Origin of the sequence: Rhizobium sp. AN73 (genome assembly GCF_030757975.1) — a bacterium.
Taxonomy (GTDB): Bacteria; Pseudomonadota; Alphaproteobacteria; order Rhizobiales; family Rhizobiaceae; genus Agrobacterium; species Agrobacterium arsenijevicii.
This window is the reverse complement of record NZ_JARWME010000002.1, coordinates 1,072,281-1,097,080: the sequence shown is the minus strand read 5'-3', so window position 1 is coordinate 1,097,080 and position 24,800 is coordinate 1,072,281. Positions and strand designations below refer to the sequence as shown.

24 protein-coding genes, 1 tRNA gene and 1 riboswitch are annotated in these 24,800 nt (G+C 59.4%); of the genes, 6 read left to right on the top strand and 19 right to left on the bottom strand.

Annotated features, from left to right (window positions below):
• Positions 1-33: 33 nt before the first annotated feature.
• From RBH10_RS15350 to RBH10_RS15295, 12 genes are all read right to left on the bottom strand, one after another.
• Positions 34-795 carry an ABC transporter permease gene (locus RBH10_RS15350; RefSeq protein ID WP_281036628.1) on the bottom strand — a complete coding sequence of 254 codons (762 nt, stop codon included), beginning with the start codon at positions 793-795 and terminating at the stop codon, positions 34-36.
• Positions 792-1,709, bottom strand: a complete 918-nt coding sequence (locus RBH10_RS15345; protein ID WP_281036629.1) for an ABC transporter permease — start codon at positions 1,707-1,709, stop codon at positions 792-794. Before RBH10_RS15345 ends, RBH10_RS15350 begins: the two co-directional genes overlap by 4 nt.
• 6 nt (positions 1,710-1,715) lie before the next feature.
• Complete coding sequence (locus tag RBH10_RS15340) at positions 1,716-3,212, bottom strand: ABC transporter substrate-binding protein (RefSeq protein ID WP_281036630.1); 1,497 nt, start codon at positions 3,210-3,212, stop codon at positions 1,716-1,718.
• A gap of 16 nt (positions 3,213-3,228) precedes the next feature.
• Positions 3,229-4,020, bottom strand: a complete 792-nt coding sequence (locus tag RBH10_RS15335) for a (2Fe-2S) ferredoxin domain-containing protein (protein ID WP_281036631.1) — start codon at positions 4,018-4,020, stop codon at positions 3,229-3,231.
• An 88-nt stretch (positions 4,021-4,108) separates the two neighbouring features.
• Positions 4,109-4,301: riboswitch (cobalamin riboswitch) on the bottom strand.
• A 256-nt stretch (positions 4,302-4,557) separates the two neighbouring features.
• Entirely contained in the window at positions 4,558-6,339 is a 1,782-nt protein-coding gene (locus RBH10_RS15330) for a chloride channel protein (RefSeq protein ID WP_372339789.1), read from the bottom strand.
• 21 nt (positions 6,340-6,360) lie between these two features.
• Positions 6,361-7,191, bottom strand: coding sequence for an MBL fold metallo-hydrolase (locus RBH10_RS15325; RefSeq protein ID WP_281036632.1), 831 nt, complete (start codon positions 7,189-7,191; stop codon positions 6,361-6,363).
• Positions 7,192-7,193: 2 nt separating this feature from the next.
• On the bottom strand, positions 7,194-7,976 hold the full coding sequence (locus tag RBH10_RS15320; RefSeq protein WP_281036633.1) for a TatD family hydrolase: 783 nt from the start codon (positions 7,974-7,976) through the stop codon (positions 7,194-7,196).
• An 11-nt stretch (positions 7,977-7,987) separates the two neighbouring features.
• Positions 7,988-9,538 carry a methionine--tRNA ligase gene (gene metG / locus RBH10_RS15315; protein WP_281036634.1) on the bottom strand — a complete coding sequence of 517 codons (1,551 nt, stop codon included), beginning with the start codon at positions 9,536-9,538 and terminating at the stop codon, positions 7,988-7,990.
• Between the two features lie 105 nt (positions 9,539-9,643).
• Positions 9,644-10,669 (bottom strand): DNA polymerase III subunit delta', encoded by a 1,026-nt coding sequence (locus RBH10_RS15310; protein ID WP_281036635.1) that lies wholly within the window; start codon positions 10,667-10,669, stop codon positions 9,644-9,646.
• On the bottom strand, positions 10,662-11,336 hold the full coding sequence (tmk, locus tag RBH10_RS15305) for a dTMP kinase (RefSeq protein WP_281036636.1): 675 nt from the start codon (positions 11,334-11,336) through the stop codon (positions 10,662-10,664). The genes RBH10_RS15310 and tmk overlap by 8 nt, the downstream gene beginning before the upstream one ends.
• A 138-nt stretch (positions 11,337-11,474) precedes the next feature.
• Positions 11,475-12,641 (bottom strand): D-alanyl-D-alanine carboxypeptidase family protein, encoded by a 1,167-nt coding sequence (locus RBH10_RS15300; protein ID WP_281036637.1) that lies wholly within the window; start codon positions 12,639-12,641, stop codon positions 11,475-11,477.
• 74 nt (positions 12,642-12,715) lie between these two features.
• Positions 12,716-13,801 carry a septal ring lytic transglycosylase RlpA family protein gene (locus tag RBH10_RS15295; RefSeq protein WP_045016521.1) on the bottom strand — a complete coding sequence of 362 codons (1,086 nt, stop codon included), beginning with the start codon at positions 13,799-13,801 and terminating at the stop codon, positions 12,716-12,718.
• Between the two features lie 318 nt (positions 13,802-14,119).
• On the opposite strand from RBH10_RS15295, the gene RBH10_RS15290 reads away from it, so the two are divergent.
• Positions 14,120-14,473 (top strand): hypothetical protein, encoded by a 354-nt coding sequence (locus RBH10_RS15290; RefSeq protein WP_281036638.1) that lies wholly within the window; start codon positions 14,120-14,122, stop codon positions 14,471-14,473.
• Between the two features lie 127 nt (positions 14,474-14,600).
• Here the strand turns inward: RBH10_RS15290 and RBH10_RS15285 are convergent.
• The 4 genes from RBH10_RS15285 to RBH10_RS15270 all read right to left on the bottom strand — a co-directional run bounded on the left by RBH10_RS15285 (position 14,601) and on the right by RBH10_RS15270 (position 15,797).
• Positions 14,601-14,690, bottom strand: a tRNA-Ser gene (locus tag RBH10_RS15285).
• A gap of 88 nt (positions 14,691-14,778) precedes the next feature.
• Positions 14,779-14,931, bottom strand: coding sequence for a hypothetical protein (locus tag RBH10_RS15280; protein ID WP_281036639.1), 153 nt, complete (start codon positions 14,929-14,931; stop codon positions 14,779-14,781).
• A 359-nt stretch (positions 14,932-15,290) separates the two neighbouring features.
• Complete coding sequence (locus RBH10_RS15275) at positions 15,291-15,518, bottom strand: hypothetical protein (protein ID WP_281036640.1); 228 nt, start codon at positions 15,516-15,518, stop codon at positions 15,291-15,293.
• 15 nt (positions 15,519-15,533) lie between these two features.
• Complete coding sequence (locus RBH10_RS15270; protein ID WP_045016268.1) at positions 15,534-15,797, bottom strand: hypothetical protein; 264 nt, start codon at positions 15,795-15,797, stop codon at positions 15,534-15,536.
• A gap of 138 nt (positions 15,798-15,935) precedes the next feature.
• Here RBH10_RS15270 and RBH10_RS15265 point away from each other — a divergent pair, with 138 nt between their 5' ends.
• The 3 genes from RBH10_RS15265 (at position 15,936) to RBH10_RS15255 (ending at position 18,638) form a co-directional block, all read left to right on the top strand.
• Entirely contained in the window at positions 15,936-16,646 is a 711-nt protein-coding gene (locus tag RBH10_RS15265) for a hypothetical protein (RefSeq protein ID WP_281036641.1), read from the top strand.
• Between the two features lie 148 nt (positions 16,647-16,794).
• Entirely contained in the window at positions 16,795-18,294 is a 1,500-nt protein-coding gene (locus RBH10_RS15260) for a D-alanyl-D-alanine carboxypeptidase (protein ID WP_281036642.1), read from the top strand.
• A gap of 83 nt (positions 18,295-18,377) precedes the next feature.
• Complete coding sequence (locus RBH10_RS15255; protein WP_045016273.1) at positions 18,378-18,638, top strand: hypothetical protein; 261 nt, start codon at positions 18,378-18,380, stop codon at positions 18,636-18,638.
• A 91-nt stretch (positions 18,639-18,729) separates the two neighbouring features.
• On the opposite strand, the gene gyrA is transcribed toward RBH10_RS15255, so the two are convergent.
• Positions 18,730-21,477: a DNA gyrase subunit A gene (gene gyrA / locus RBH10_RS15250; RefSeq protein WP_306180943.1), complete on the bottom strand. Its 2,748-nt coding sequence runs from the start codon at positions 21,475-21,477 to the stop codon at positions 18,730-18,732.
• Between the two features lie 261 nt (positions 21,478-21,738).
• Here gyrA and RBH10_RS15245 point away from each other — a divergent pair, with 261 nt between their 5' ends.
• Complete coding sequence (locus RBH10_RS15245; protein ID WP_045016276.1) at positions 21,739-22,368, top strand: MarC family protein; 630 nt, start codon at positions 21,739-21,741, stop codon at positions 22,366-22,368.
• Positions 22,369-22,489: 121 nt separating this feature from the next.
• Positions 22,490-23,638 (top strand): HPP family protein, encoded by a 1,149-nt coding sequence (locus tag RBH10_RS15240; protein ID WP_281036643.1) that lies wholly within the window; start codon positions 22,490-22,492, stop codon positions 23,636-23,638.
• Between the two features lie 54 nt (positions 23,639-23,692).
• On the opposite strand, the gene RBH10_RS15235 is transcribed toward RBH10_RS15240, so the two are convergent.
• Together RBH10_RS15235 and RBH10_RS15230 are read right to left on the bottom strand one after the other, a co-directional pair.
• A complete protein-coding gene (locus RBH10_RS15235; RefSeq protein WP_281036644.1) occupies positions 23,693-23,947 on the bottom strand; it encodes a hypothetical protein in 255 nt (84 codons plus the stop codon).
• 39 nt (positions 23,948-23,986) lie between these two features.
• Positions 23,987-24,565 (bottom strand): single-stranded DNA-binding protein, encoded by a 579-nt coding sequence (locus RBH10_RS15230; protein ID WP_045016524.1) that lies wholly within the window; start codon positions 24,563-24,565, stop codon positions 23,987-23,989.
• Positions 24,566-24,800: the final 235 nt, after the last annotated feature.

The window sequence follows — 24,800 nt, the reverse complement described above, 5'->3', positions numbered from 1 at the left end:
TCCTCTATGTATCGAATATTGTTGTAGAAATTCTCATTCGGAAGTGTCGAATAACGCATTGAGCGTTGCGACCGTCACGGCGATTGCGACACCGGGCCAGATCATCAGGCTTGGATGGTCGAAGATGAAAACGCGATATTCGAACAGCATGGAACCCCAGTCCGGTTTCGACGGATCCGCACCGAGGCCGATAAAGGCGAGCGAAGCATAGGCAGAGACGGCAAAACCCGCCTGATTGCCGCTATGGGTAACCATCAACGGCAGGATGTTTGGCAGAAGATGGCGAATGATCATCCTGAATGGTGGAACCCCCAGCGCTTCCGCCGCATGAACGAAGGTTTGTCCAAGCACGCGCTGGCTGAGTGAATGGGCAAACAGCGCCGTCGGTCCTATGCCGGCAAGGCCGAGCGCTACTCCCGCTGTCATCGGCGTCAGGCCGAAAACCGCTGCTGTCGTCAGCGCGATGATCAACGTCGGAACGGTGATGAAGAATTCGCAGCAGCGCAACAAAGCGCGCTCCTTCCAGCCACCCAGTACGGCAGCGCTGGTACCGAGCAACGTTCCTCCGGTAAAGGCGATGAAACCGACCGAGAAAACCACCAGCGCCGTACGCCATCCGCCCGCCATGATGCGGGAAAGAAGATCGCGACCAAGGTGGTCGGTTCCAAGCAGATGGCTCGCCGTCATGCCCGAATGGCGGGCAAGAATATCCACGGCATCCGGGTCATATGGCTGCCAGAAGAGGCTCGCAAGCAGGAACAGGAGCAATGCGGCAAGTGCGAAATACCGGATCATCGGGTGAGCCGGGGATCGAGAAAACGTTGAAGTGTCTGAACGATAAGGTTCATGACGAGCAGCCACAGCGCGATGACCATGACATAGGCCTGCAACACCATCTGGTCACGAACTGCGATGCTTTGCACGAGAAACTGGCTGAGACCCGGAAGATTGAAGAGAATTTCCATGGTCGCCGTCGAGCCGATCACCCAGCCCGCCTCGGAGCGCACCGCCGAAAGCAAAGCGTAAAAAGCGCCACGATGCGCGTGACGCCAGAGAGCTTGCCGGCGCGAAAGCCCCTTGGCGAGAGCGGTGCGGAAATATGGCTGCCGCATCGTTTCCAGCATGTCTCGCCGATAGACGCGTGCGAAAACGGCAGCCGAATGCGAGGCTATCAGGATGACAGGCAACACGACCGCGGTAGCGTCAGTCGCGAAGGGACGGATCCACCGTAGCTGGACACCGAGAACCCAGAGCAAAACGAGCCCGAGCCAGAAGCCGGGCACTGCCTGGACGAAAACTGAAAACGCGCGGCTGGCCCGGTCAAAAATTCCACTTGGTCGCGCCGCCGCAAAGAAGCCGATCGGCACAGCGACAGCGATGGCGATGAGCATGCCGGAAAGGCCGAGCATGAGCGAGATGGGAAGACGCTCGCGGAACTCCGCAAAAACGGGTTCGCCGGTGCGGAAGGACCGCCCCCAGTCACCGCTTACAAAATCCGCAAGCCAATGCAGATAGCGCAGAAAAAGGGGCCGATCGAGGCCCCATTCTTCCCGGAGCGCGGCCACGGTTTCACTCGTGGCCGTCAAGTTCCAGACCCTGATGGCAATTTGCACCGGATCGGCGGGCATCAGGGCAATAAGCGTGAAGGATGCGAGCGAAAGCGCAAGCATTGCCAACACCGAGCGTATGCCGAACCGGAACAATTGCATCAGAACTTACTTGGCCTCGCCAATGTCGGCTCGCAGGACGTAATAGTCCGAGCCCCAGGGTTCGTAATTCTGGAGCCGTTTCGAAAGACCGACATACCAGACCGGCGAAACCAGGAAGGAGGCCGGAACGTCCGTGAACAGTTTTGCCTGCGCATCGAGAGCGATTGCGGCCCGCTCATTAGCCTCACCAGCCGTGGCAAAGCGGTCGAGGATGGCATCGAAATCCGCAGAAGCATATTTCGCATAGTTGAGCGAAGCGCCGCTGCGCAGCATGGAGTTGAGGAAGAAGGCCGGATCGCCATTGGGCGCGGTGTGTTGCGCCCAGAGTGCGATATCGAATTCGCCGGCGGCCGCCACATCCTGAATGTTTTCAACGACCTTCGTGTCAAGCTGGATGCCGACCCGGGCGAGCTGCGCCTTCACCACAGGCAGCATGGTCACGAGATCGGGGCGCTGCGGATAGGTGATGGCGAGCAGGCGTAGCGGCACGCCATCCTTTGCGCGGTTCCCTGCCCCGTCCTTGACCCATCCCGCCTCATCAAGAAGCACTTCGGCTTTTTTAATGTCTGTCGGCCGGGGCTGCTTTCCGGCAAAGGGGAAGTAGGCTGCATAAGCGCCGGTTGCCGGCTCACCGCCGTTGATCGCGGCAGCCAGTTCCTTGCGGTCGAAAGTCAGGTCCAGCGCCTCGCGCACTTTGATGTCGGTGGTAATCGTCCGTTTCGTATTGAAGAAGGCGAGATATTGATAACCAACCGGGAAGGACTTGATCGTCAGGTCCGGATTGGCCTCCAGCCGCTTCACGACCTCCGAAGGTAGTCCGAAGGCGAGGTCCAGTTCGCCCGCTTCCAGCGCAAGGGTTATGCTCTGCGCGTCGCCGAACCTGCGGAAATCGACAGGAGACCGGGAACCTGCATCGGTAAAATGCGTATTCGGCGCCAGTTTAAGCGACGTATCCGCCTTGAAATCCGCGATCTGATACGGCCCGGTGAAAAGAGCCTTGCCATCGGCGGCAGGCGTATAGGCAACCAGCGGCCACTCCGCAAACAGCGCCTGCAGGAAGGAAACAGGCTTCTCCGTGGTGATGTTGAGCGTCAGCGCGTCGGCCGCTTTAAAGTCCAGCTTTCCACCCGTCGCGAGCGCCGCCTTGTTGGTTGCGAAAGTATGCTCGAAACCGGCAGCAAGCGCTGCTGCCGTTACCGGAGAACCATCGGAAAAGGCGCGGTCCGGTTTCAGCATCACGGTCCAGGTCAAATCGCCGGTACGTTCGGCTTTATCGGCAAGATCAGGCACAAGCCTGCCATCCTTGTCGACGGTAAAGAGGTTTTCACCCACGCCGTGACTGACGAGAGCCCAGCCGTTCGAGCCCTTTGCCGGATCAAGGCCGCTCGTGATGTAGGTGGCGCCAACGCGCAATGGTTCGGTGGCGAGGGCATTGGCTGCCGCTCCCGTGATGAAAGCCGCAAGCCCGGCTGCCGCCAGACGCGAAAAGCTCTTTGCCGACATTATGTTTCCTCTCATGCTATTCAGATAGATTGCGCAGCCGCTGTTTGCGGCCGGTCGGGTGATAGGCAAAATCGTCGACGACACACCCGCCAAGCAGGTGTTCGGCAACGATGCGATCGACAGCTTCCTCGGTAACACCGCCGTAATAGGTGCCTTCGGGAAAGACCTGCATGACCGGCGCAAGGTTGCAGGGGCCGAGACAGGTCGATTTGGCCGTCATGGTGCCGTCGCCGGTTACCCTGAGCTTCTGTCGTTCCTGCTGGTTGCGCAGATGACCCCAGATCACATCCGCACCCGCCGAATTACACGGGCCGCCCTGACAGACGAGAACGCGGCGTTTCTGCGCAGGCACCAGCGACCCCTCGCCCGCCGGACGCACTGAGGATGAAAGATCAAGCGCCTGCGCCGTTTCGGCGAGGTCTTCGAGAAGACGTACCATCAGGGCGCTGGAGGTGGGGTTGGCCGCTATTGAAAGCGATGGCCACGGGCGCGAATCCGCCGCCCGCCATCGTTTCAGGGTTTTGATCAGCCAGTTGTGAAAGCTCGGCTCCAAGGGCAGCATCAGCGGCACGAGGAGGACATCGCCGACATCCTCCTCGATAAGCTCGAACAGCGCTTCACGCAAAGACGGCGTGCCTTGCTCGGTGAACGCGAAACGAACGATTTTCGCTCCGCGCAGCTGGCCGGTAAGCGCTGCCAGACGCCGCATGTCCTGATGCGGTGCTGCCGCAAACGCCGATTTGGCGACAAGCAGCACGGCGTCGGGCGCGGATGGCTCTCGATTGGTTGGTTCGGTTTCGGTTGTCACAATGCCTCATTCACGAGGCGGCAACGAAAATGACGGGCCTCCAGCGGAATGCCGGAACAGCCATCATCCCCATGGCACCCCCCGACCACGGAATTACAATTTGTCAGGCAGGTCTCCTGGCTTGCGGGTCAAAGCCACCTCGCCCGTCTTCCCGGCATTGCTGCCAGTGACATCGTGGGCGATCGGCTCACCGCTTACAGTTGCGGGACAGCTCCGGGTTTTCACCGGATTCCTCTTAGCTTCCACCGGGTGGCGGAAGAACCATGACGGAGCGAACCTACACTGCCGCCGGTCGCTGTCAACCGCCTGCACGGGTAGTTCAACTTCGATATGAAAGACCTCTTCGTTTGCGTGACTGTTATGTTATAAAGTAACGTATACATAGCGCACATCACCAGTCAAGCCTCAGCTTTACGATGTGATGCCACGTCGGTTCACGCACCGTCTTCCCTGACGCAGAGGCCAACCACATAAAGGAACGTGACTCATAATAAAGTTATTTTATATCAATATATAAATAGAATTTTCTAATGTAATTTATAGCTCGCCGGACGCCTCCCGGCGTCTCTGCTCGAGTTCTTCGCTATAGCGCCTCAGCGTATGGCTCTCGGTGAGCAGGCCAACCGGGCGGTTCTCGATCTTGTCGTTGACAACGACCAGTGCTTCGCTCTCCGCTGCATCGAAGGCTGCCGCTGCCTGGCGCGCATTCATTGCCGGCAGCAATATGTCGTTCTTGTAGTGCAGATAGGTTTCGAGGCTGATCGTTGAGGGATCGCGATCCATCGGGTCGGCGTAGATTTCGGGTACAAGGACGATACCGGCATAACGCCCGTCATCATGGGTCATGATCACCCGTTGCGTCGAACCGAGCGGAAACTTCTCCTTGAAGGCCGGAAGACCCATGCTGACATTGGCCTTGCGAATATCGGCGCGCATCATCTTGCCCACCGTCAGGTCGCGTATCCAGCCGATATCATGGGCGCTGCGAATGCTTTCGCCCCTGAGGTGAAAACGCCAGGTCGCGAAGGAGTAACCGAAGGTCGTGCGCACCACCAATGACGTCGTGATCACGGCGGCAAGTACCAGAGCCGTGATCTGGAAGTCCCCCGTCAGTTCCAGCGCCAGAAACGTCATCGTCAGTGGACCGCCGATAATGGCGGCGGCAAAGGCGCTCATGCCGACCACGGCGTAAACAATCGGTGATGTCGAGCCGTAACCGATATAGGGCGCGCAGAGCGCGAAAATCTTGCCGATCAGCGACCCCATGAACAGCGAGGCGAAGAACAGGCCGCCGCGGAAATTCGAGCCGATGGAAATGGCGCTGGCCGCCGCCTTCAGCAGGAATAGCCCGGCCAGCCCGTATATCGTCAGGTCGGCATCGATGTTGAGATGCAACGCGCCATGGCCGCTCGACAGGACCTGCGGTGAAACCAGTGCAAGGCCACCCACCGCCACGCCGCCGATTGTTGGGCGCAGCCAACCGGGGATCGAGCTTTTGCGGGCCGTTTCCTCGATAAGCGATACCGTCTGCATCAGCACGATGCCGATTACCGCACACACCACGCCGAGAAAGATGGCCGGTACATAATCCGGCGGCGTAACACGGCTGGCATCATAGATATCGATCGACAGGCCGTGCCCGCCGATAAGCCCCGCCACGATGCTCGCCACCAGCGCCGACACGATGAGCGGCGCGAGCGTTACAACGGTATAGGTGCCGATGATGAGTTCTATGGCGTAGAACGCCCCGGTCAAAGGCGCGTTGAAGGCCGCAGCGATAGCGCCCGCAGCACCACAGCCGACGAGGATGCGCATGTCCCCTCGCCTCAGCTTCAGCTTGATACCGATCTTGGAGGCCACACCGCTGGCAATCTGCGTATAACCCGCTTCAAGCCCCACCGACGCGCCGAAACCGTTGGAGACGATGTTCTGTACGCAGACGATGATGCTGTCCGTCAGCGACAGACGGCCGCCATGCAGCGCATTCGCCTCGATCGGGTCGACCATCGGCTTTTTGCGGGTCCTCGAAAGAATGAACAGGATCAGGCCGAGCACGATGCCGCCGATGATCGGCCCGGAAAGCACGACCCAGCCGGACAGATCGCTGCTGCTCAGCCGCTCGACGCCGAAGACCAGCACATGCAGCGCCGTGCTTAGTGCGCCGATCAGCGCCACCAGAAGGCCCGCCGCAATGCCGATGACAACGGCGAGAGCCACCAGCCCCAGTTCGCCGCGCCGGAACATCGCCCGCAGGCGGCTGGCGCGCAGATTGTCGAAGAAGCTCGCCATACTGGGTGCACGGAAAGGCCTGGTCGACATGCTGTTCCTTTTCAGGCGGGATTAGGGCGCTTCGATCTCGATTTCGACTTCGAAACGCATCTGGTCGTAACCCGGTTCGACATGATCGGGCGTTTCGCGCATCACCGTGTCATAATCGAGCGGAATATGCATATGGGTCAAGATCGCCCTTTTGGGGGCTAATCTTTCAATCCATCCGAGCGCCTGTTCCAGCGAAAGATGGCTGGGGTGATAACGGTGCTGCAACGCATCGATGACGAGAACATCAAGGTCGGCAAGCTTGGGCAGGCTGTCGGCCGGAAAATCGCTGACATCGGTGCAATAGGCGACATCGCCGATGCGAAAGCCGAGCGAGTGCACGTCGCCGTGCTGCTGCATATGCACGCCGAAAGGTATCGGCCCGCCTGCCCCGTCAACGATCAGGGTCGCGTCGATATCGGCGATGACCCTCGGTTCGACGATGGGCGGATAGCTGCTGCCTGAAGGCGTTTCCAGGCAATAGGCAAAACCATCCCATATGCGCGCCATGGTGATGGGATCGGCATAGATCGGAATGCGGTTCTTCTGGATCGCGAAATAGATGCGCAGATCGTCAATGCCGTGCAGATGGTCGGCATGGGCGTGGGTATATAGAACCGCATCAACCGCCTCCACCTTCGCGGCAATCATCTGCTCGCGAAAATCCGGGCCAGTGTCGATGACGACAGTGGTCTTGCCGCCATCGGGTCCGATCTGCTCCACCATGAAGGCCGTGCGCGTGCGCCGATTTCTGGGGTTATCAGGGTCGCAGGCACCCCAGTCGCCGTTGATGCGCGGCACGCCGGGAGACGAAGCGCATCCGAGAACCGTAAAGCGGCGACGGTAGATTGCCACACCTACACCCTTGTCATCTTCGAAAAGCAGCGGAAGGCGTTCTCGGTAGTGATTTCCGCCATGCGCTCGAACGAGATGCCGTGTACCTCGGCCAGAACTTCCGCTGTGTTGACGACGTAAGAAGGCTCGTTGCGCTTGCCGCGCCAGCGCTTCGGCGCAAGATAGGGCGCATCGGTTTCAACGAGCAGCCTGTCCAGCGGCACGGTGGCGGCGATATCGCGGATATCCTGCGATTTCGGGAAGGTCAGGATGCCGGAAAAGGACACGTAACCGCCAAGTTCGACGCCGGCTTTCGCGAGATCGGGGCCGGCGGAAAAGCAGTGCAGGATGAAGGGAAATGCCCCCTTCTCACTCTCCGCGCGCAAAATCGCAGCCATATCGTCATCGGCGCTGCGGCTGTGGATGACGAGCGGAAGCTTGGTTCTCCTTGCCGCCTCGATATGGCGAATGAGACCGGTCTTCTGGTCTTCCGGCTTCTGCGTGTCGTAGAAATAATCCAGACCCGCCTCGCCGATCGCCACGATCCTGTCGTGGCTTTCCGCCAGCCGCACAAGGTCGTCGGCCGAAATGTCGAGTTCTTCGTCGGCATTATTGGGGTGCGTGCCGACCGAGCAGAAAACCGAAGGGTATTTTTCCGCAATCTTCAAAAGCTCGGGTAGGCGGCGCACCCGCGTCGAGATCGTCACCATCTGGGCAACGCCGGAAGCATGAGCGCGGGCGATGATATCGTCGCGCTCCGCTTCGAAATCGGGAAAATCCAGATGGCAATGCGTATCGATCAGCATGGGTGTCGCCTTCACGCTTCCGGTGCGACGTAACGCGGGAAGACCGGCTTCGGTGCCTCAAGCGGCGTGCCCGGAACGAGACGGCCGGCCTCACCGAGTGCAGCGAAGTCACGCTTGTCGGCGGCAGCCGCAACGAGATCGAGCAGCTTTTCGCAAGAGCCAGGCATGAAGGGCTGCAACAGGATGCCGATCTGGCGAACCACTTCCGCCGTTACGTAAAGCACGGTGCCCATGCGCTCGGGATCGGTCTTCTTCAGAGCCCACGGCTCCTGAGACGCAAAATAGCGGTCGGTTTCCGAGACGACGGCGATGATGGCCGCCAGCGCGCGGTGAATGAGCTGCTTGCCCATCTCCTCACGGCAGACCGCAAGCAGCCCGTCGGCGGAGGCGAGCATCGCCTTGTCTTCATCGGTGAATGCGCCGGGCGCCGGGATCTGGCCATCGCAATTCTTGACGATCATCGACAGGGAGCGACTGGCCAGATTGCCGATGCCATTGGCGAGATCGGCATTGATGCGGGTGGCGATGCCCTCTTCGCTGTAGCTGCCGTCTTGCCCGAAGGAGACTTCGCGCATGAAGAAATAGCGGACCTGATCGAGACCGAAATGGCTGACGAGATTGGCCGGATCGACAACATTGCCGAGCGACTTTGACATCTTCTCGCCCTTGTTCAGCACAAAGCCGTGCGCGTAAACGCGCTTGGGAAGCGGCAGCTTCGCACTCATCAGGAAGGCAGGCCAATAGACCGCATGGAAACGGATGATGTCCTTGCCGATGATATGCACGTCGGCAGGCCAGTATTTCGCCCGCGGACCGTTCTTGTCTTCGATGTAACCCGTGGCGGTGATGTAGTTGGTCAGCGCATCGACCCAGACATACATGACATGCTTCGGATCGTTTGGAACCTTGATGCCCCAGTCGAAGGTGGTGCGGGAAATCGACAGGTCCTTGAGACCGGACTTCACGAACGAGATGATTTCATTGCGACGCTCGGCCGGACCAATGAATTCAGGGTTCTCCTCGTAGAGCTTCAGCAGCTTGTCCTGATATTCGGAGAGCTTGAAGAAGTAGCTTTCTTCTTCCACCCACTCGACCGGCGTGCCCTGCGGCCCGTAGCGAACGCCGTCAGTGCGCACTTCCGTCTCGTCCTCGGCGTAATAGGCCTCGTCGCGCACGGAATACCAGCCGGCATAGCTGTCCTTGTAGATGTCGCCGTTATCGGCCATCAGGTTCCAGATATTGCGCGAGGTCTCGTGGTGACGCTCTTCCGTGGTGCGGATGAAATCGTCGTTCGAGGCGTTGAACAGCTTACCCATCTCGCGGAACTGGTCGGAGTTGCGCTGCGCCAGCTCTTCCGGCGAAATGCCTTCCGCCCGCGCCGTCTGCTGCATCTTCTGGCCGTGTTCGTCGGTGCCGGTCAGGAAGAAAACATCCATTCCATCCAGGCGCTGAAAGCGTGCCATGGCGTCCGTCGCGATCAGTTCATAGGCATGGCCGATATGCGGCTTGCCGTTAGGATAGGAGATCGCGGTGGTGATGTAGAATGGTGTCTTGTCTGTCATGACTGTCTATCGACTTTACAGGCTGTTTTTTTGGATAGACCGCTCTTAAACGATTGTTCGCAACAGCGAAAGCAAAAGCGTACGTTCTGTCCGATCTCTTGGGCCTCACACGCCGCGAATATCTTCCAGAATGGAAAGCACCATCTGCTTCTTGTCGAGATTATAGGCCTGCGCCACGGTGATACGTTCCGAAAGCGTCGAGGAAAGGCGTGCGTGTTTTTCCGCCATCGCGATATCGCCCGCCATTGCCGCCGCCCGTGCCCGCGCCATCAGCTCTTCCGTCACATGTTCCATGAAGAAGCCGAGAACGATGTCGCCATCCTTCTGCGCCAGAACCTCGGCGAGCTTGTGCATCTGCTTGCGTGCGCCGGGCCCGTCAGCCGCCATGACCGAGGCAAGCGCCTCGACGATGTCGGAACCGCCATAATTCATCAGCTTCAGCGCCTGCGCGACGCTGCCCTTGGAGTCGGCAAGCAGGGCATCGCGTTTTTCACCGCTGGCACTGATGCCGAGATGTTCGAGGGACCGCACCATATCCGCATCCGAAAGCGGCAGCAGCCGGAGCGGCATGCAGCGCGAGCGAATGGTCGGCAGCAACTTTCCCGGCGCATGCGACAGAACGAGGAACATCGCCCGCTTGGGCGGCTCTTCCAGTATCTTCAGGATGGCGTTTGCGGCATTGCGATTGAGATCGTCAGCCGGATCGATGATGACGATGCGCCAGTTGCCGGTGCCAGAAGTCTGCGAGAAGAAATGCCCTGCCCGCCGCACCTCATCCACCGTGATCGCCGATTTCACCCGGCCGGTCTTTTCATCGACCGGACGGGTCAGATGCAACAGATTATGCGATGCGCCGGAGGTAATCTGCCGGCTGACGAGCGATTCCGGATCGGGATCGGCCAGGAAATCCGGTGCTGAAGCAGGATCGGGATGGGCGAGCACATGGTTGGCGAAACGGAAGGCGAGCGTGGCCTTACCGATGCCTTCCGGGCCTTCGATCAGAATGGCGTGGTGTCCCTTGCCGGAGCGATAGGACTGCGCCAGAAACGCCTCCGCTTCGCCGTGACCGAAAAGCTTCGTGTTCTGCTGCGGCGCGATAGCGCCCTCGAGAACGCCCTGAACCTCACTCATGCTTGGTACTCGCCGCAGTCTCAAGCCGCTCAAGCATTGGCTCCACGAACGACATCACGTCTTCGGCAACCTTTTCTTCCGGCTGGTCGGCATTGACGATCCGACAGCGACGCGGCTCGGCAAGCGCGATATCCAGATAGGCTTCGCGCCGCTTTTCGTGGGTCTCGATTTCCTCTTTTTCGAACCGGTCCGGCGTAGCACCCTCATCCGCACGCTTTCTGGCGCGGGCAAGACCTTTTTCGGCGGCGATGTCGAAGATCAACGTCAGTTCCGGCACGACGCCATCGATCGCGACCCGTTGCAGCGTCTCGATGAAGTCCGGTTCCAGATTGCCGGTAGTACCCTGATAGACGCGGGAAGAATCGAGAAACCGGTCACAAAGCACGATCGCGCCCTTCTCCAGTGCCGGGCGAATGACTTCCTCGACATGGTCGTTGCGCGCCGCCGCAAACAGGATAGCCTCCATGCGCACGCCGAAGGATTCCGCAGCGCCCGACAGGAGAACATGTCGAACGGCCTCCGCCCCCGGCGAACCGCCCGGCTCACGAGTTACGACCACATCGAAACCACGGCTGCGAAGCACCTCGGCAAGCGTGCGAATCTGCGTCGACTTGCCGGCACCCTCGCCGCCTTCGAAGCTGATGAACAATCCGGTCTTTTCGGCCAATGTCACTTCCTGCGCGGGATTTCTCAAAATTCGGAAATGCCTGTTTACAGCATGGAACCGAAAAGTGTGAAGCGCTTTTCAGAAAATCCGGTGCATGAACAAAAGCATAGGGAAAGCCGTGGTTTGTCGGATAGGCCGTCAGAGCCAGAACAGCAGCAATTCCTTGAGCGCACCCGCGGCATTCTGGGTAAGTGTGCCCTTGCCGACTGCCGCCTTGGTATAAAGCGGCACCTCCCGCAATAGCCGTTCGCCCGAAAAGATCTTGAGCGTTCCGACATTCGCACCGTTATCGAGCGGCGCATTCAGTGGCCAGCGATAGACGATCCGCCCGGAAATTCGCTCCGGATTGTTGACCGGCACCAGCACGCTGATGTCTTCCCTCGGCGAGAGATCGATATGCGAGACATCTCCGCCATAAACGCCAACGGAACCAACGGCTTCATCCTTGGCAAAAAGGTGGCGTTTCTCGAAAGCCGTCAGCCCCCAGTCCACCACCCGGCGCGCCTCTTCCTGCCGCGTCTTGTCGTCAACGATGCCGCCAAGTGCCAAATAGACCCGGCGGCCTTCGCGCTCGGCCGAAACGACGGCTGCGAAACCGCTGCCTTCCGCAAAACCAAGCCCCAGACCGTCTATGCCGCTGCCCAGTAGCGTGTTCTTGTTGCGCTGGAAAATCCGGTTCCATTCGAAATCCGGCTTGGTGAAAAGCCCGTAGCGATCAGGATAGGTATCGTGCAGATGCTGCGCGAGACGCACCATGTCCTTCGCGGTCGTCTGGTTGCCCGGATCGGGCAGCCCCGTCGAATTGGCAAAAATGCTGCGGTTCATGCCAAGTTCGCCCGCCCGCACCGTCATGCGTTTGGCAAAAGCGGCGTCGGAACCCGCCATGCCTTCGGCGACGATGATGCAGCCGTCATTGGCGTTCTGCACGATAATCCCGGTCAGGAGATCATTGATGCTGACGGAGGACTTCAGCGCAGCAAACATCGTCGAGGTTCGTGATGGCGCGCCACCCGTGCGCCAGGCATATTCCGAGACAGGATAAGAGGTCTCAGGCGTCACCTGCCCCTTGACCAGCGCATCCAGCATCACTTCCACCGTCATCAGCTTGGCGAGCGAGGCTGGCGGAAAGGACTGGTTTTCATTTTGGGAAAGAAGCACCGTACCGGTCTCGGCATCGATCATATAGGCCTGTTCGGCCTTGGCGATGAATGGTGCTGCTTGCGAATACGCCGGGCCGTTGCCGAAAACTGCAAGGATTGCCGCCGCAACGACTGAACAAAAAGAGCGATGAATGGTCTTGCGCATGAAACCGCCCAACTTTGCCCTGCCGCAACCGGCCACTCGCACCGAGAGCGCGACGCGAGTAATCCTTCAACCTGTCAGCGCACAGCCTGCTGACGCTTGACATGGGCCAGTATGGACTGCTCGTTCAGCGCTCCACGATCGACGAGAACACTGTCGAAGGCGCGCGAGGTCTTGGATACCGTAGCAGATTCTTCGGAATAGGCCGCCGCATATTTGGAGGTCGGCGTCGGCACGCGCAGATAGTTGCCGCCTGGCGCTGCCGGTTCACGCATGAAATTGCCTTCCGGGCGTTCTGCCAGGAACGGGCCGATTTCCGGCAGAACCGCAAATTGCTCAAACGACGGCGCAGGACCATTGACCAGCGGCATTGCCTGAAGCGCCGCATTCCTCTTGGAACCGACGAGAGCCGTCTGGGTGGAGGCGCCATAGTTCCCGCCGGAAGCTGGAGCCGGAACGAATTTCGGCGAAGCTGAAGCCACCATCACACCGGTGGCGATCTGTCCTTCCGGCGCGACGCCCGGAGAGCGCGACCCCTTGGGAATATAGGACGCCATCAGATAGGGCATATCGTGTCCGTCAAGCGGCGCGCGACCGGCATATTGCACCCGCACATTCGCCGTTCCGGTTGCCTTCATGTCGAGAAGATCGGCCGTCTTGCTGGAAACGTCGATCAGGCGGCCTTCATGGAAGGGACCGCGATCGTTGACGCGCACCAGAACCGAAGCGCCATTTTCCACGTTGGTGATGCGCGCATAGCTCGGCAGGGGAAATGTCGGATGCGCAGCGGACAGATGTTCCTTGTCGTAGACTTCGCCATTCGCCGTCAGGCGGCCATGGAAGGCGGAACCATACCAGGAAGCGAGGCCGGTCTTGTTGTAACCCGGCTCTTCTTTCGGAAAATAACGGCGACCCTTGACGGTATAGGCATTGCCGAGAAGCTCGCGTCCGCCGCCTTTGGGGATGTTCTGTCCGTCGGCAACACGCGGGCTGGCTTTCACGCCATATTCCGATTCGGAGAAATATTCCTTGCTGCGCTTCTGCTTCGGCTTGGTCTCGGAGGTGGTGGAACACGAAGCTGTCGCGGCGCAAAGCACGGAAATTGCAAGCCACTTCACGCCTGATCTGGCGTTGATGCCGAGTTTCTTGACCGTAGATTTCAAATCGTCTGCCCCACGCTGCTTGCAGGCTCGAAGAACCGCACCCTCATTTGCCTCGATGCTTGCCCCTGCCATCGAAGCACCTAACAGTCGCTTAATCTTGTGCATAACGTGGCGAAAATGCGAACGACTTCTGCAAATTCGATAAAATTGTAACGAACGTGGTTAATGATTCATGTCTTTTCTGCGGTCGGGAGGGCGCAATTTACCCGCAAGCGGGCCTCTCTCCCGGCTTTCGTTTTCAAGGAACAAATGAAACGTGGCCGCGTTTTCTACCCGCAAACACACGAGCTCCGCCGGTTTTCGGCTGAGGGAGGGAACATGATTAAGTCGTTAAAAGCCGCCGGTCTCGCGCTCGGCATCGCGTTGGTATCGATCGCCGCGCCTATTCCGGCAGGCGCGCAGGACATGGAGCTGAGAATAGGCCCGGACGGCATTCGCCCTGTCATCCGCGACCGTGACCGCGACATGGACCGCCGAGACATGGATCGCCGAGGCCCACCCCGCATGCGCGGCTGCAGCGAACGCGAAGCCCGCGCCGCCGCCCGCGAATCCGGCCTGCGCGACCCCGAAGTCGTGCGCGTCACCCCTCGCCGCGTCGTGGTGGAAGGATATGGTCGCCGCGGACCCGAGCGCATCACATTCGCAAACGAACGGGGCTGTCCCGAAATCTGACTGGATCGATACATGGAACCCGCCGAGAGGCGGGTTTCTTCATTCTGGGCAGTCCCAGAACACGCACGAAGCCAAGCGACGACGCAACGAGCGCTCCGCTTTTTTAAATGATCATTTTTGAATTGATTGGCAGATGGGGTGGGATTCGAACCCACGGTACGCTCTCACGCACGCCGGTTTTCAAGACCGGTTCCTTAAACCACTCGGACACCCATCCTTCGGTGGTGAGGCTTTATAGCGGTTTGAAAATGGCCGTCAATCCCGCCGGAGCAAGCGGGCGCAACCTCTCGTTCCCGGTTTGCAGGTCATTGTCCGGGTGTCGTTACCGGCGGCAACAGAGACCCCTCGCCCGAAGGAAGTGCCGGGATTGGCTGGGGCGAGTCGATGAAGGCCAAGCTCAGGACGATTGCAACAAGCACCAGCAAAAGCGCCACGAAGAAGATTCCGGATTTATCCATGCGTCTGCTCATGTCCGGTTATGTTAGGGGCGAATATGTGCAATTCGAGGCAATAGAAAGAATAGAGCGGCATCCTGTCAAGTTGCCTGACAGATTTCGCCAGTTCATCCTCCCAAAATCTCCTCGCCTGAGCAAAATTTATGCGTCGGCGTACTGTTTGGGACGGAAGTGGCCTATCGCGTCAGCAATATTGTCATTTATATAGCCACATCGCTCCCGGGCATTGCCCAACTTTCCCCGAGCGATCAACCTTGCCCCGCCCGTTTGCGGGGCTTTTTTCTTTTATACTGCCGAAAAAATACGACCGCCACATAAAGGCTGATGCGTGAAAACCCGCGCCCGTTTACCGGCTTGATCGTTCAGACCCCGATACTCGGTCCGCCATCGCCATGTCGGCCGCCGCCCCGAAGAATATCTTCGAAAAGGTTCAGCAATGCCGGCGGCAAGGTGTCGGACAACTCAGTGATGATCTCATTGGCGCGATTATAGGAATAGATGGCGCTGAGTGTCAGCACCAGCAACACGATCCACGGCCAGATCGGTTTGCGCCTCGGCGGCGCTCCGTTCGGTTGTTGCGGTACAGTCATCACGGCACCTTCCGTTCAGGCCTTCACGCGCGGTTCGCCTCCCGGCGCATAGGCGGTTTTTTGCAGGAAGCGGAATATGTTGCCGCACTGGCCGCAGCGGATCATGAATTGCGCCGGATCGACCGAGGCGCGCTCGGTGCGAAAACCGCGCGGCATTTCATCAACGCGAAAATCGAGGTCGTGACGGCCCTTTTCATCCGATTCCGACACCTCCGCAAAACCCTGATGGCCACATTTGGAACATTCGAGTTTCCGGGAATATCTGTCGCGCGCTGCCATATGCCGTCCTTTGCTTGCACCTTATCAGGTAGCAGCGGCAAAACATCATTTCAATGGCGATCGCCGCAGGTTAAAGCTTTGCCTGTCTATTTCCAGTGTGGAAAACGCGTCCGGCGGCAAGAACGAATTTGGAAGCTCATGCAGAACGAAAGACCCCTGCTTTCATCGTCTCTGATACGGCGCGCCGCCATCTTCGCCGTCATTATTCTCGGTTTTGTCGCGGCCCTCAATATCGGCGTCAAATGGTACGGCGATCGGATCCTTCAGGCGGGCCATACGACGGCGACCGACGCGGTGGAGATCACAATCGGCAATGACCGGCTGAAACTCGCGAAAAACACGTTGCGAGTACCCTCGGAGCGTCATGACGGCGAACGCGAGCGGGCAGACCTTTATCTGACCTGGCCGGGTCTTAGGGGATACGAGGATGCCAATCGCGCGGTTTTCGACGATCCGGCACAGGCGGCAGGGCTGATCTTCATCCAGCTTTCGCAAAGCACCATGTCCGAGGACATGTCCGGCCGTTTCGCGCCGATCTATGCCCGGTTGACGGAAGGAGAGCCGGTGCCGCTGAAACACGGCCTCGTGCTGCACCGCCTGCGTGCCGATTCTGGCTACGGCAAGGAAGTCATACTGACCGGAAAGCGCGAGGGCGAAAGCGACTATGTGGTGCGCTGCCTTCTGCCGCAGACACCGCAAGAGGCGACAGGCAGCGACTGCCAGAGGGATATCCACGCCGGTCAGGACCTCAGCCTGTTCTACCGCTTTTCCGCCAGCCTGCTGCCGCAATGGCAAAAGCTTGATGCGGATGTGAAACGCTACATCGAGCAACGCCTCGTAAAAGACTGAAATCCGTGAAAAGGCGCGTGCCAGATTGCGCCTGAAAAGTCGCATTTTATGGAGCGTGGATACCTTTCATAAACCACTTGGTAACGCCATCCCGATAAAGTTTCTCCCCGGAGCACTCGGGCGGGGCGCGTCCGAGCGGAATAGAAATATGCGATTGAAGAGTTCAGCAGTGTTGAAAAGTCTATTTGGGGCACATTCGCGTAAAGCGGGTGCGACGTCTTTGGTAAGGTTTGTTGCGTTGACCCTTGCTGCAGCGTTCATAACCGCAACATCGGTTGGGACCGCACAGGCGGACCCGAAATATGCGGGCATCGTCATCGACGCCAAGACCGGCAAGGTTCTCTACGGCGAGGATCCGGACGGTCTGCGTTATCCCGCATCGCTGACGAAGATGATGACACTTTATCTGACGTTCGAGGCGCTGAATTCCGGGCGTATCTCGCTCGATTCCAAGGTGCCGGTCTCGGCCAATGCCGCCAAGGAGCCGCCTTCCAAGCTCGGCGTGCGCTCCGGTGGCAGCGTCACGGTCGAACAGGCCATTCTTGCACTCGTTACCCGTTCCGCCAACGACATGGCCACCGCGCTCGGTGAATATGTCGGTGGTTCCGAAGACCGTTTTGCCCGGATGATGACCGCCAAGGCCCGTGCGCTTGGCATGACCCGCACGACCTACCGCAACGCCAACGGCCTGCCAAACACGGCGCAGATGACGACGGCGCGCGACCAGGCCCGCCTCGGCATCGCCCTTCGTCAGCATTTTCCGCAATATTACGGCTATTTCTCCACCCGCACTTTCAATTTCGGCAAGCAGGTCATCGGCAACCACAATCGTCTCGTTGGAACCGTGCGCGGCGTCGACGGCATCAAGACCGGTTATACCCGTGCCGCCGGCAGCAATCTCGCAACATCGGCGCAGATCGATGGTCGCTCCATCGTTGCCGTCATTCTCGGTGGTCGCTCCAGCGCCGCCCGCGACGCCACCATGCGCAAGCTTGTAGCGACCTACCTGCCGCAGGCCTCGCGTGGCGGCAGCAGCAACCTGATCGCACAGACGCGGTCGATGCCGGTTGAAGAGCCCGTCGCGGTGGCCGTGGCTGCAACTGTTCCCTCCGTAGCAGTCGCTGCAACCGATTCCGGCCTTCCGCATGCCGGGCCTGTACCGCAGACCCGTTACGAGGACGCGCCGGTTACAGCCTTTGCAGGCTCCTCTTCCAATCCGGCCGTTAAGGCCATGGAAGCCGCCACCTGGCAGAAGGGCAAGGATCCCATTCCTCAGGTGCCCGTCGCGCCGGACCGTAAGTTGATTACCAACTCGACTAAGTTGGACAACATCACCACCGCATCCACGCCGGCATCTGCACCCTCCACCGCTTCTGTTTCGGCAAAAGCCGAGGCTCCGCAGGGCGGCTGGGTGATCCAGATCGGCGCATCGCCGGATGAAAACTCCGCGCGTGGCCTGTTGCAGAATGCACAGGAAAAAGGTGGCGCTGCCCTTCGTTCCGCAAAACCCTTCACGGTCGCCTTCAATAGAGATGGCTCCCAGGTCTACCGCGCCCGTTTCGGCGGCTTCGACGGCCAGAACGCCGCGGTAAATGCATGCAATGCATTGAAAAAGAAAGGCGTCAGCTGCTGGGCGTCACTCCAGTAATCGACGTTCGCGCAGGCGGTGGCTCACGGTTGAAACATCGCCTGTCTCCTCGAATTGTGTAATGTGTAGCGAGGCTTTCCAAGATGGCAGTTAACGAGAATTATTCGGACATTGCGTCTGGCAACGGGCAAAGCAGTCTGTCGGTTCTGCATCCCATTCACGAGGCGGCAATGCGTATTGCCGATCTCGGTCTCAACCGTTCCAAGGCAAAGACGCGCGATCTCGTCAGCCTGCTTCTGTCACATGGCGCCCGCGCCTGGCGCGCCAATCAGCCGGAAGCCAACATCCACCTTCACGTCGGCCGCCGCTCCGGGCGCGCGCCGGTCCATATCCGGATCCGCTGAACTAACCTGACCGGACAAGACAAAGAAAAACCCCGCGGAGCCTGTGCGCCGCGGGGTTTTCTGTTGATTGGCGATGGGGAAATGAGGCGGCTTACGCCTCGCTCTCCGGTGTTTCCGGTGTTTCCGGCAGATTGTCAGCCACATCTTCACCGTTGCCGTTTTCCGCCTCATCGTCGCCTTCCGGCTCGTTGATGCGTTCCACGGAAACCACCTTCTCATCCTTGGCGGTGGAGAAGATCGTCACGCCCTTGGTCGCGCGGCTGGCAATGCGGATGCCGTTGACAGGCACGCGGATGAGCTGACCGCCATCGGAAACCAGCATGATCTGGTCGCCTTCGTCCACGGGGAAGGCAGCGACGAGTTCGCCGATTTCCGTCGTCTTCGAGGTGTCGGTGGCGCGGATGCCCTTGCCGCCACGGCCCGAGGTGCGGAAGTCGTAAGAGGACGAGCGCTTGCCGAAGCCCTTCACGGAAACCGTCAGCACGAATTCTTCGCGCGCCTTCAGCTCCTGATAACGCTCTTCGCTGAGTTCGCCCTCTTCCGTCACTTCTTCGCCAACCAGTGCGATATCTTCCTCATCGACGCCTGCGGCACGCCGCTCGGCAGCCGAACGCTTGAGGTAAGCGGCACGCTCCCACGGTTCGGCATCCACATGACCCACGATGGTCATGGAGATGATGCGGTCGCCGTCGGCCATGTTGATGCCGCGCACGCCGACCGAATTACGACCGGCAAAGACGCGCACATCGTCCACAGGGAAGCGGATGCACTGGCCGAGTGCCGTCGTCAGCAAGACGTCGTCATGTTCAGTACAGGTCTCGACGGAGAGGATTTCATCACCCTCCTCGTCAAGCTTCATGGCGATCTTGCCGTTGCGGTTGACCTGCACGAAATCGCCGAGCTTGTTGCGGCGAACCGTACCGCGTGTCGTCGAGAACATCACATCAAGCGTTTCCCAGGTCGTTTCATCCTCGGGCAACGGCATGATGGTGGTGATGCGCTCGCCGGGTTCCAGCGGCAGCATGTTGATGAGGGCCTTGCCCTTCGACTGCGGCGTGCCGATCGGCAGGCGCCAGACCTTTTCCTTGTACACGATGCCGCGCGAGGAGAAGAACAGCACCGGCGTATGGGTATTGGCAACGAAGAGACGGTTGACGAAATCTTCGTCGCGCGTCGCCATGCCGGAACGACCCTTGCCGCCGCGACGCTGCGCCCGGTAGGTGGTCAGCGGCACACGCTTGATGTAGCCGAGATGCGAAACGGTGACGACCATATCTTCGCGGGCGATGAGGTCTTCATCGTCCATGTCGGGGCCGCCCTCGACGATCTCGGACCGGCGTGGTGTGCCGAACTCGTCGCGAACGGCAGTAAGCTCGTCCTTGACGATCTGCATGATGCGCAGGCGCGAAGACAGGATATCGAGATATTCGCTGATCTCAGCGCCGATCTTGTTCAGCTCGTCGCCGATTTCATCGCGGCCAAGCGCCGTCAGGCGGGCAAGGCGCAATTCAAGAATGGCGCGCGCCTGCTCTTCGGACAGATTGTAGGTGCCGTCTTCGTTGATACGGTGGCGCGGATCGTCGATGAGAAGGATCAGGCTTTCCACATCCTTCGCCGGCCAGCGCCGCGTCATCAGTTCCTCGCGGGCCGTAGCCGGATCGGGAGCGTGACGGATAACGCGGATGACCTCGTCGATATTGGCGACCGAAATCGCCAGACCGACCAACACATGCGCGCGGTCGCGCGCCTTGCGCAGCAGATATTTGGTGCGGCGGCTGACGACTTCCTCACGGAATGAGACGAAGGCGCGCAGCATGTCCAGCAGCGTCATCTGTTCCGGCTTGCCGCCGTTCAGCGCCACCATGTTGCAGCCGAAGGAGGTCTGCAGCGGCGTGTAGCGATAAATCTGGTTCAGGATGACTTCGGCATTGGCGTCGCGCTTCAGTTCGACGACGACGCGATAACCCTGACGGTCGGACTCGTCGCGCAGGTCGGAAATGCCCTCGATGCGCTTTTCCTTGACCAGCTCAGCCATCTTCTCGATCATCGTCGCCTTGTTCACCTGATAGGGAACCTCGGTGATGATGATCTGCTCGCGGTCGCCGCGCATCGGCTCGATGGTCGCACGGCCGCGCATGATGACCGATCCGCGACCCGTCTCATAGGCCGAGCGGATGCCGGAACGCCCCATGATCAGCGCGCCGGTCGGAAAATCCGGACCGGGAATGATCTGCATCAGTTCGAGCAGCTCGATCGCCGGATTGTCGATGAGGGCAATACAGCCGTCGATGACTTCAGAGAGATTGTGCGGCGGGATGTTCGTCGCCATGCCTACGGCGATGCCGCCTGCCCCGTTGACCAGAAGGTTCGGGAACTTCGCGGGAATGACCGTCGGCTCGTGCAGGGTGCCGTCGTAGTTGTCACGGAAATCGACGGTTTCCTTGTCGAGATCGTCGAGAAGCGAATGGGCTGCCTTTTCAAGACGGCATTCGGTGTAACGTTCAGCCGCCGGCGGATCGCCGTCGATGGAGCCGAAGTTGCCCTGTCCGTCGATCAGCGGCAGGCGCAGCGACCAGTCCTGCGCCATGCGCGCCAGCGCATCGTAAATCGCCGCATTGCCGTGCGGATGGAATTTACCCATCACGTCACCGGTGACGCGGGCGCATTTGACGTATTTCTTGTTCCAGTCGATGCCGAGTTCGGACATGCCGTAAAGAATACGGCGATGAACCGGCTTCAGACCGTCACGGACATCGGGAAGTGCGCGGGACACGATAACGCTCATGGCGTAATCGAGGTAGGACCGCTGCATTTCCTCAATGATGGAAATCGGTTCAATGCCTGGCGGAAGTTTTCCGCCGCCGGGGGGCTCTGGTCAGTCAAAACGGATCACATTCTCTGTTAAGAATCGGATGGATTTTTATAGCGGAAACAGCCACGTTAAGCCAATTTCCCGGCGAGTTTTGAACAGTCTTTTGCGTCATTTGCAAGACATACACCGCTTTTCACCATTTAGGTCGGCAAAAGCGCCGTCGCTCCCTTTTAAAGCGTGTACGACTTGCGTAGGCTCCGGCCTAAAAACAGAACAGGTGGGGAAATAATGGCCAGCAGCGAAACGCTCATCAACGCGCTTACCACACTTCTGGTCACGCTCGACCCGCCCGGACTTGCGCCCGTATTCCTCGCACTCACGGTTGGAATGACGCGCAACCAGCGCGCCCAGGTCGCGTTGCGCGGTTCAATCATCGCGTTTGGCATTCTCGCCGTCTTCGCCCTGTTCGGTCTTGCAATCCTCAACCTTCTCGGCATTTCGCTCGGTGCGTTCCGCATCGCCGGCGGTCTGTTGCTGTTCTGGATTTCCTTCGAGATGATTTTCGAAAAACGCCAGGAGCGCAAGGAAAAGACCTCCGAGATCGCCATCACGAAAGACCATCTGCACAATCTGGCGGTCTTTCCGCTGGCCCTGCCGCTGATTGCCGGACCGGGCGCCATTTCCGCCACCGTGCTTCTGGCGGGAACGATGAAGACCACGCTCGAAATGGTCGTGCTTATTCTCATCCTCGCCTTCGCCATGGCCCTCGTCTACGCCGCTTTGATCGTTTCGGAACGCATGGACCGATTTCTCGGCAATACCGGCCGCGCAATCCTGACGAGGCTGCTTGGCGTTCTCCTCGCCGCCCTTTCCGTGCAATTCGTGGTGGACGGCATAAAATCGGCCTTCGCGTTCTGACGGTCACATCCGCGCAACAAAATGCCGCGACCGGCCGATATAGCGAAAAATCCACCCTTTAAATCCGGCCCCCGTCTCGGTTAAAAGATGCGCATCTTTTCCGCACCAGAAAGCTTGCTCCATGCGATCCACGCTGCGCCGCCTCATCCCGGATGCCGCTCCCGTCAGTCACAGGGAAAGGCTGCGCACGGCTACCGGCGCATTCGTCGGTATTTTGCTGACCGGACTGTTGGGCAGCCTTGCTTTCCGCTTCGACCCGACCCTGCCTGCCATGATCGCGCCGATGGGCGCCTCGGCGGTGCTTTTATTCGCCGTGCCGTCCAGCCCGCTGGCGCAGCCCTGGTCAATCCTTTGCGGCAATCTCGTTTCGGCTTTCGTGGGCGTGACGGTGGCGCTTCTCGTTCCGGATATCTTCCTTGCCAGCGCGCTCGCCATCAGCCTTGCCATTGCCGCCATGATGGCACTGCGCTGCCTGCACCCACCGAGCGGCGCGGTAGCGCTGACGGCCGTTCTCGGCGGCCCCGCCGTGCATAGCCTCGGTTATGGCTTTCTCCTCTGGCCCGTCGCCGGAAACTCCCTGATCCTGCTTGCCGTGGCGCTCGCCTACAACAATGCCACCGGCCGCACCTATCCGCACGGTCTGCGGTTGGGGAAAGCGAGCCACGGCACGGCAGACCCGACGCCAATCCAGAAAATCGGCTTTTCTTCCGCCGATCTGGACGAGGTGCTGAAGGAATATGACGAGGTTCTGGATATCGATCGCGACCAGCTGGAGACCATTTTGCGCAGGACCGAACTACGCTCCTGGCGCCGCCGCGCCCTGCATCTCGATTGCGCCAGCGTTATGTCACGCGATGTGGTTGGCGTTGCTCCTGATGATAGCCTGCGCCACGCCCATGCCCTGATGCACAACCATCATTTCAAGGCGCTACCCGTCACCAATGACAGCGCCGAAATCGTCGGCATCGTCACCCAGACGGACTTTCTGGAAAAGGCGAGCTGGAGAAACGGCCGCCCCTCCATCGGTTTTCTGCAGCGGCTGCGCCTCATCCTCTCAGGTGCAAGCGCACCCAACGATACCGTCAAGGATATCATGACATCGCCGGTCAGAACTGTGCGGCCGGAAACGGCGATAGAGGAAGCGATTATCCGTTTTGCGGAGGAAGGGCTGCATTACCTGCCGGTGATCGACGCCAACGGCAAGATGGTGGGTATTCTGTCGCAATCCGACGTCATGGTTGCGATGCTGGCGGACAAGGCCGCGGCATAAGCTGCCGCAACCTTAAAATAAAACACTCTCGGTGCGCTTGTTCAGACCCGCTGACTATCGTCTGGCCTTCAAAAGGCGCTGCCACAGCGTGCCGCCGAAAAACCGCCCAAGCACGACGAAATAGGCGATGATCAGTGCGAAGGCGAAAAGGGCGGGCATGCCATTCAACTGGAAGCCGTTTGGTGTTCGTCCGCCCGCAACCGATGCGACGATGAATCCGGCGGCGAAAAACGCCGTCCAGAAATCGAGGAAAAATGCCAGTATGATGCGCCAGGTGGCAGGCTGTTTGGGTACCGTTTCGTCACTCATGCCCGTCTCCTGTTGCTTCACCCGTCATTTCCCGTCCGATCAGAACGGGATATCGTCGTCCATGTCGTTGGAGAAGCCACCGGAAGGCTGGCTGCCGCCACGGGAAGAAGAGCCACCGCGCGCTGCCGGCTGCTGGTCGTAACCGCCACCGTAGTTACCGCCGCCGCTGCCATAATCTCCACCGCCGATGTCACCACCGCTGCGGCCACCGCCGCCGCCTTCGCCGCGACCGTCAAGCATGGTCAGCGTGGAGTTGAAGCCCTGCAGCACAACTTCGGTGGAGTAACGATCGTTACCGGTCTGGTCCTGCCACTTGCGCGTCTGCAACTGGCCTTCGATATAGAGCTTGGCGCCCTTTTTCACATATTGTTCGACAACCTTGCACAGGCCTTCGTTGAAAACCACGACGGTGTGCCATTCGGTCTTTTCCTTGCGCTCGCCGCTGTTGCGGTCGCGCCAGGTCTCCGAAGTGGCAATACGCAGGTTGGCGATCGGACGGCCGTCCTGCGTCCGGCGAATTTCGGGATCGGCGCCAACGTTCCCAATCAGAATTACCTTGTTTACGCTACCAGCCATCTCGTCATCCTGTCCGCCGGCGATCATGACCGGCAATTGCATTTCAAAAAATTCCGCACACAATAACCATCGCCGCCCGTAAAGGGCACCGCAACCGGGAACAATCCACAGCGAATAATCCCGACATTCAAACAGCGTATATTCGCACTTGCAATTTGTTCCTTTTTTGTTCTATTGAATCGTGAAATTCGAGTCAAGTGAGCCGAAAAGCCATCGACCGATAGGGAATAAACCTCGACACGTCCGGTTGCGTCACTACATAAGGACGCGCCGCCAT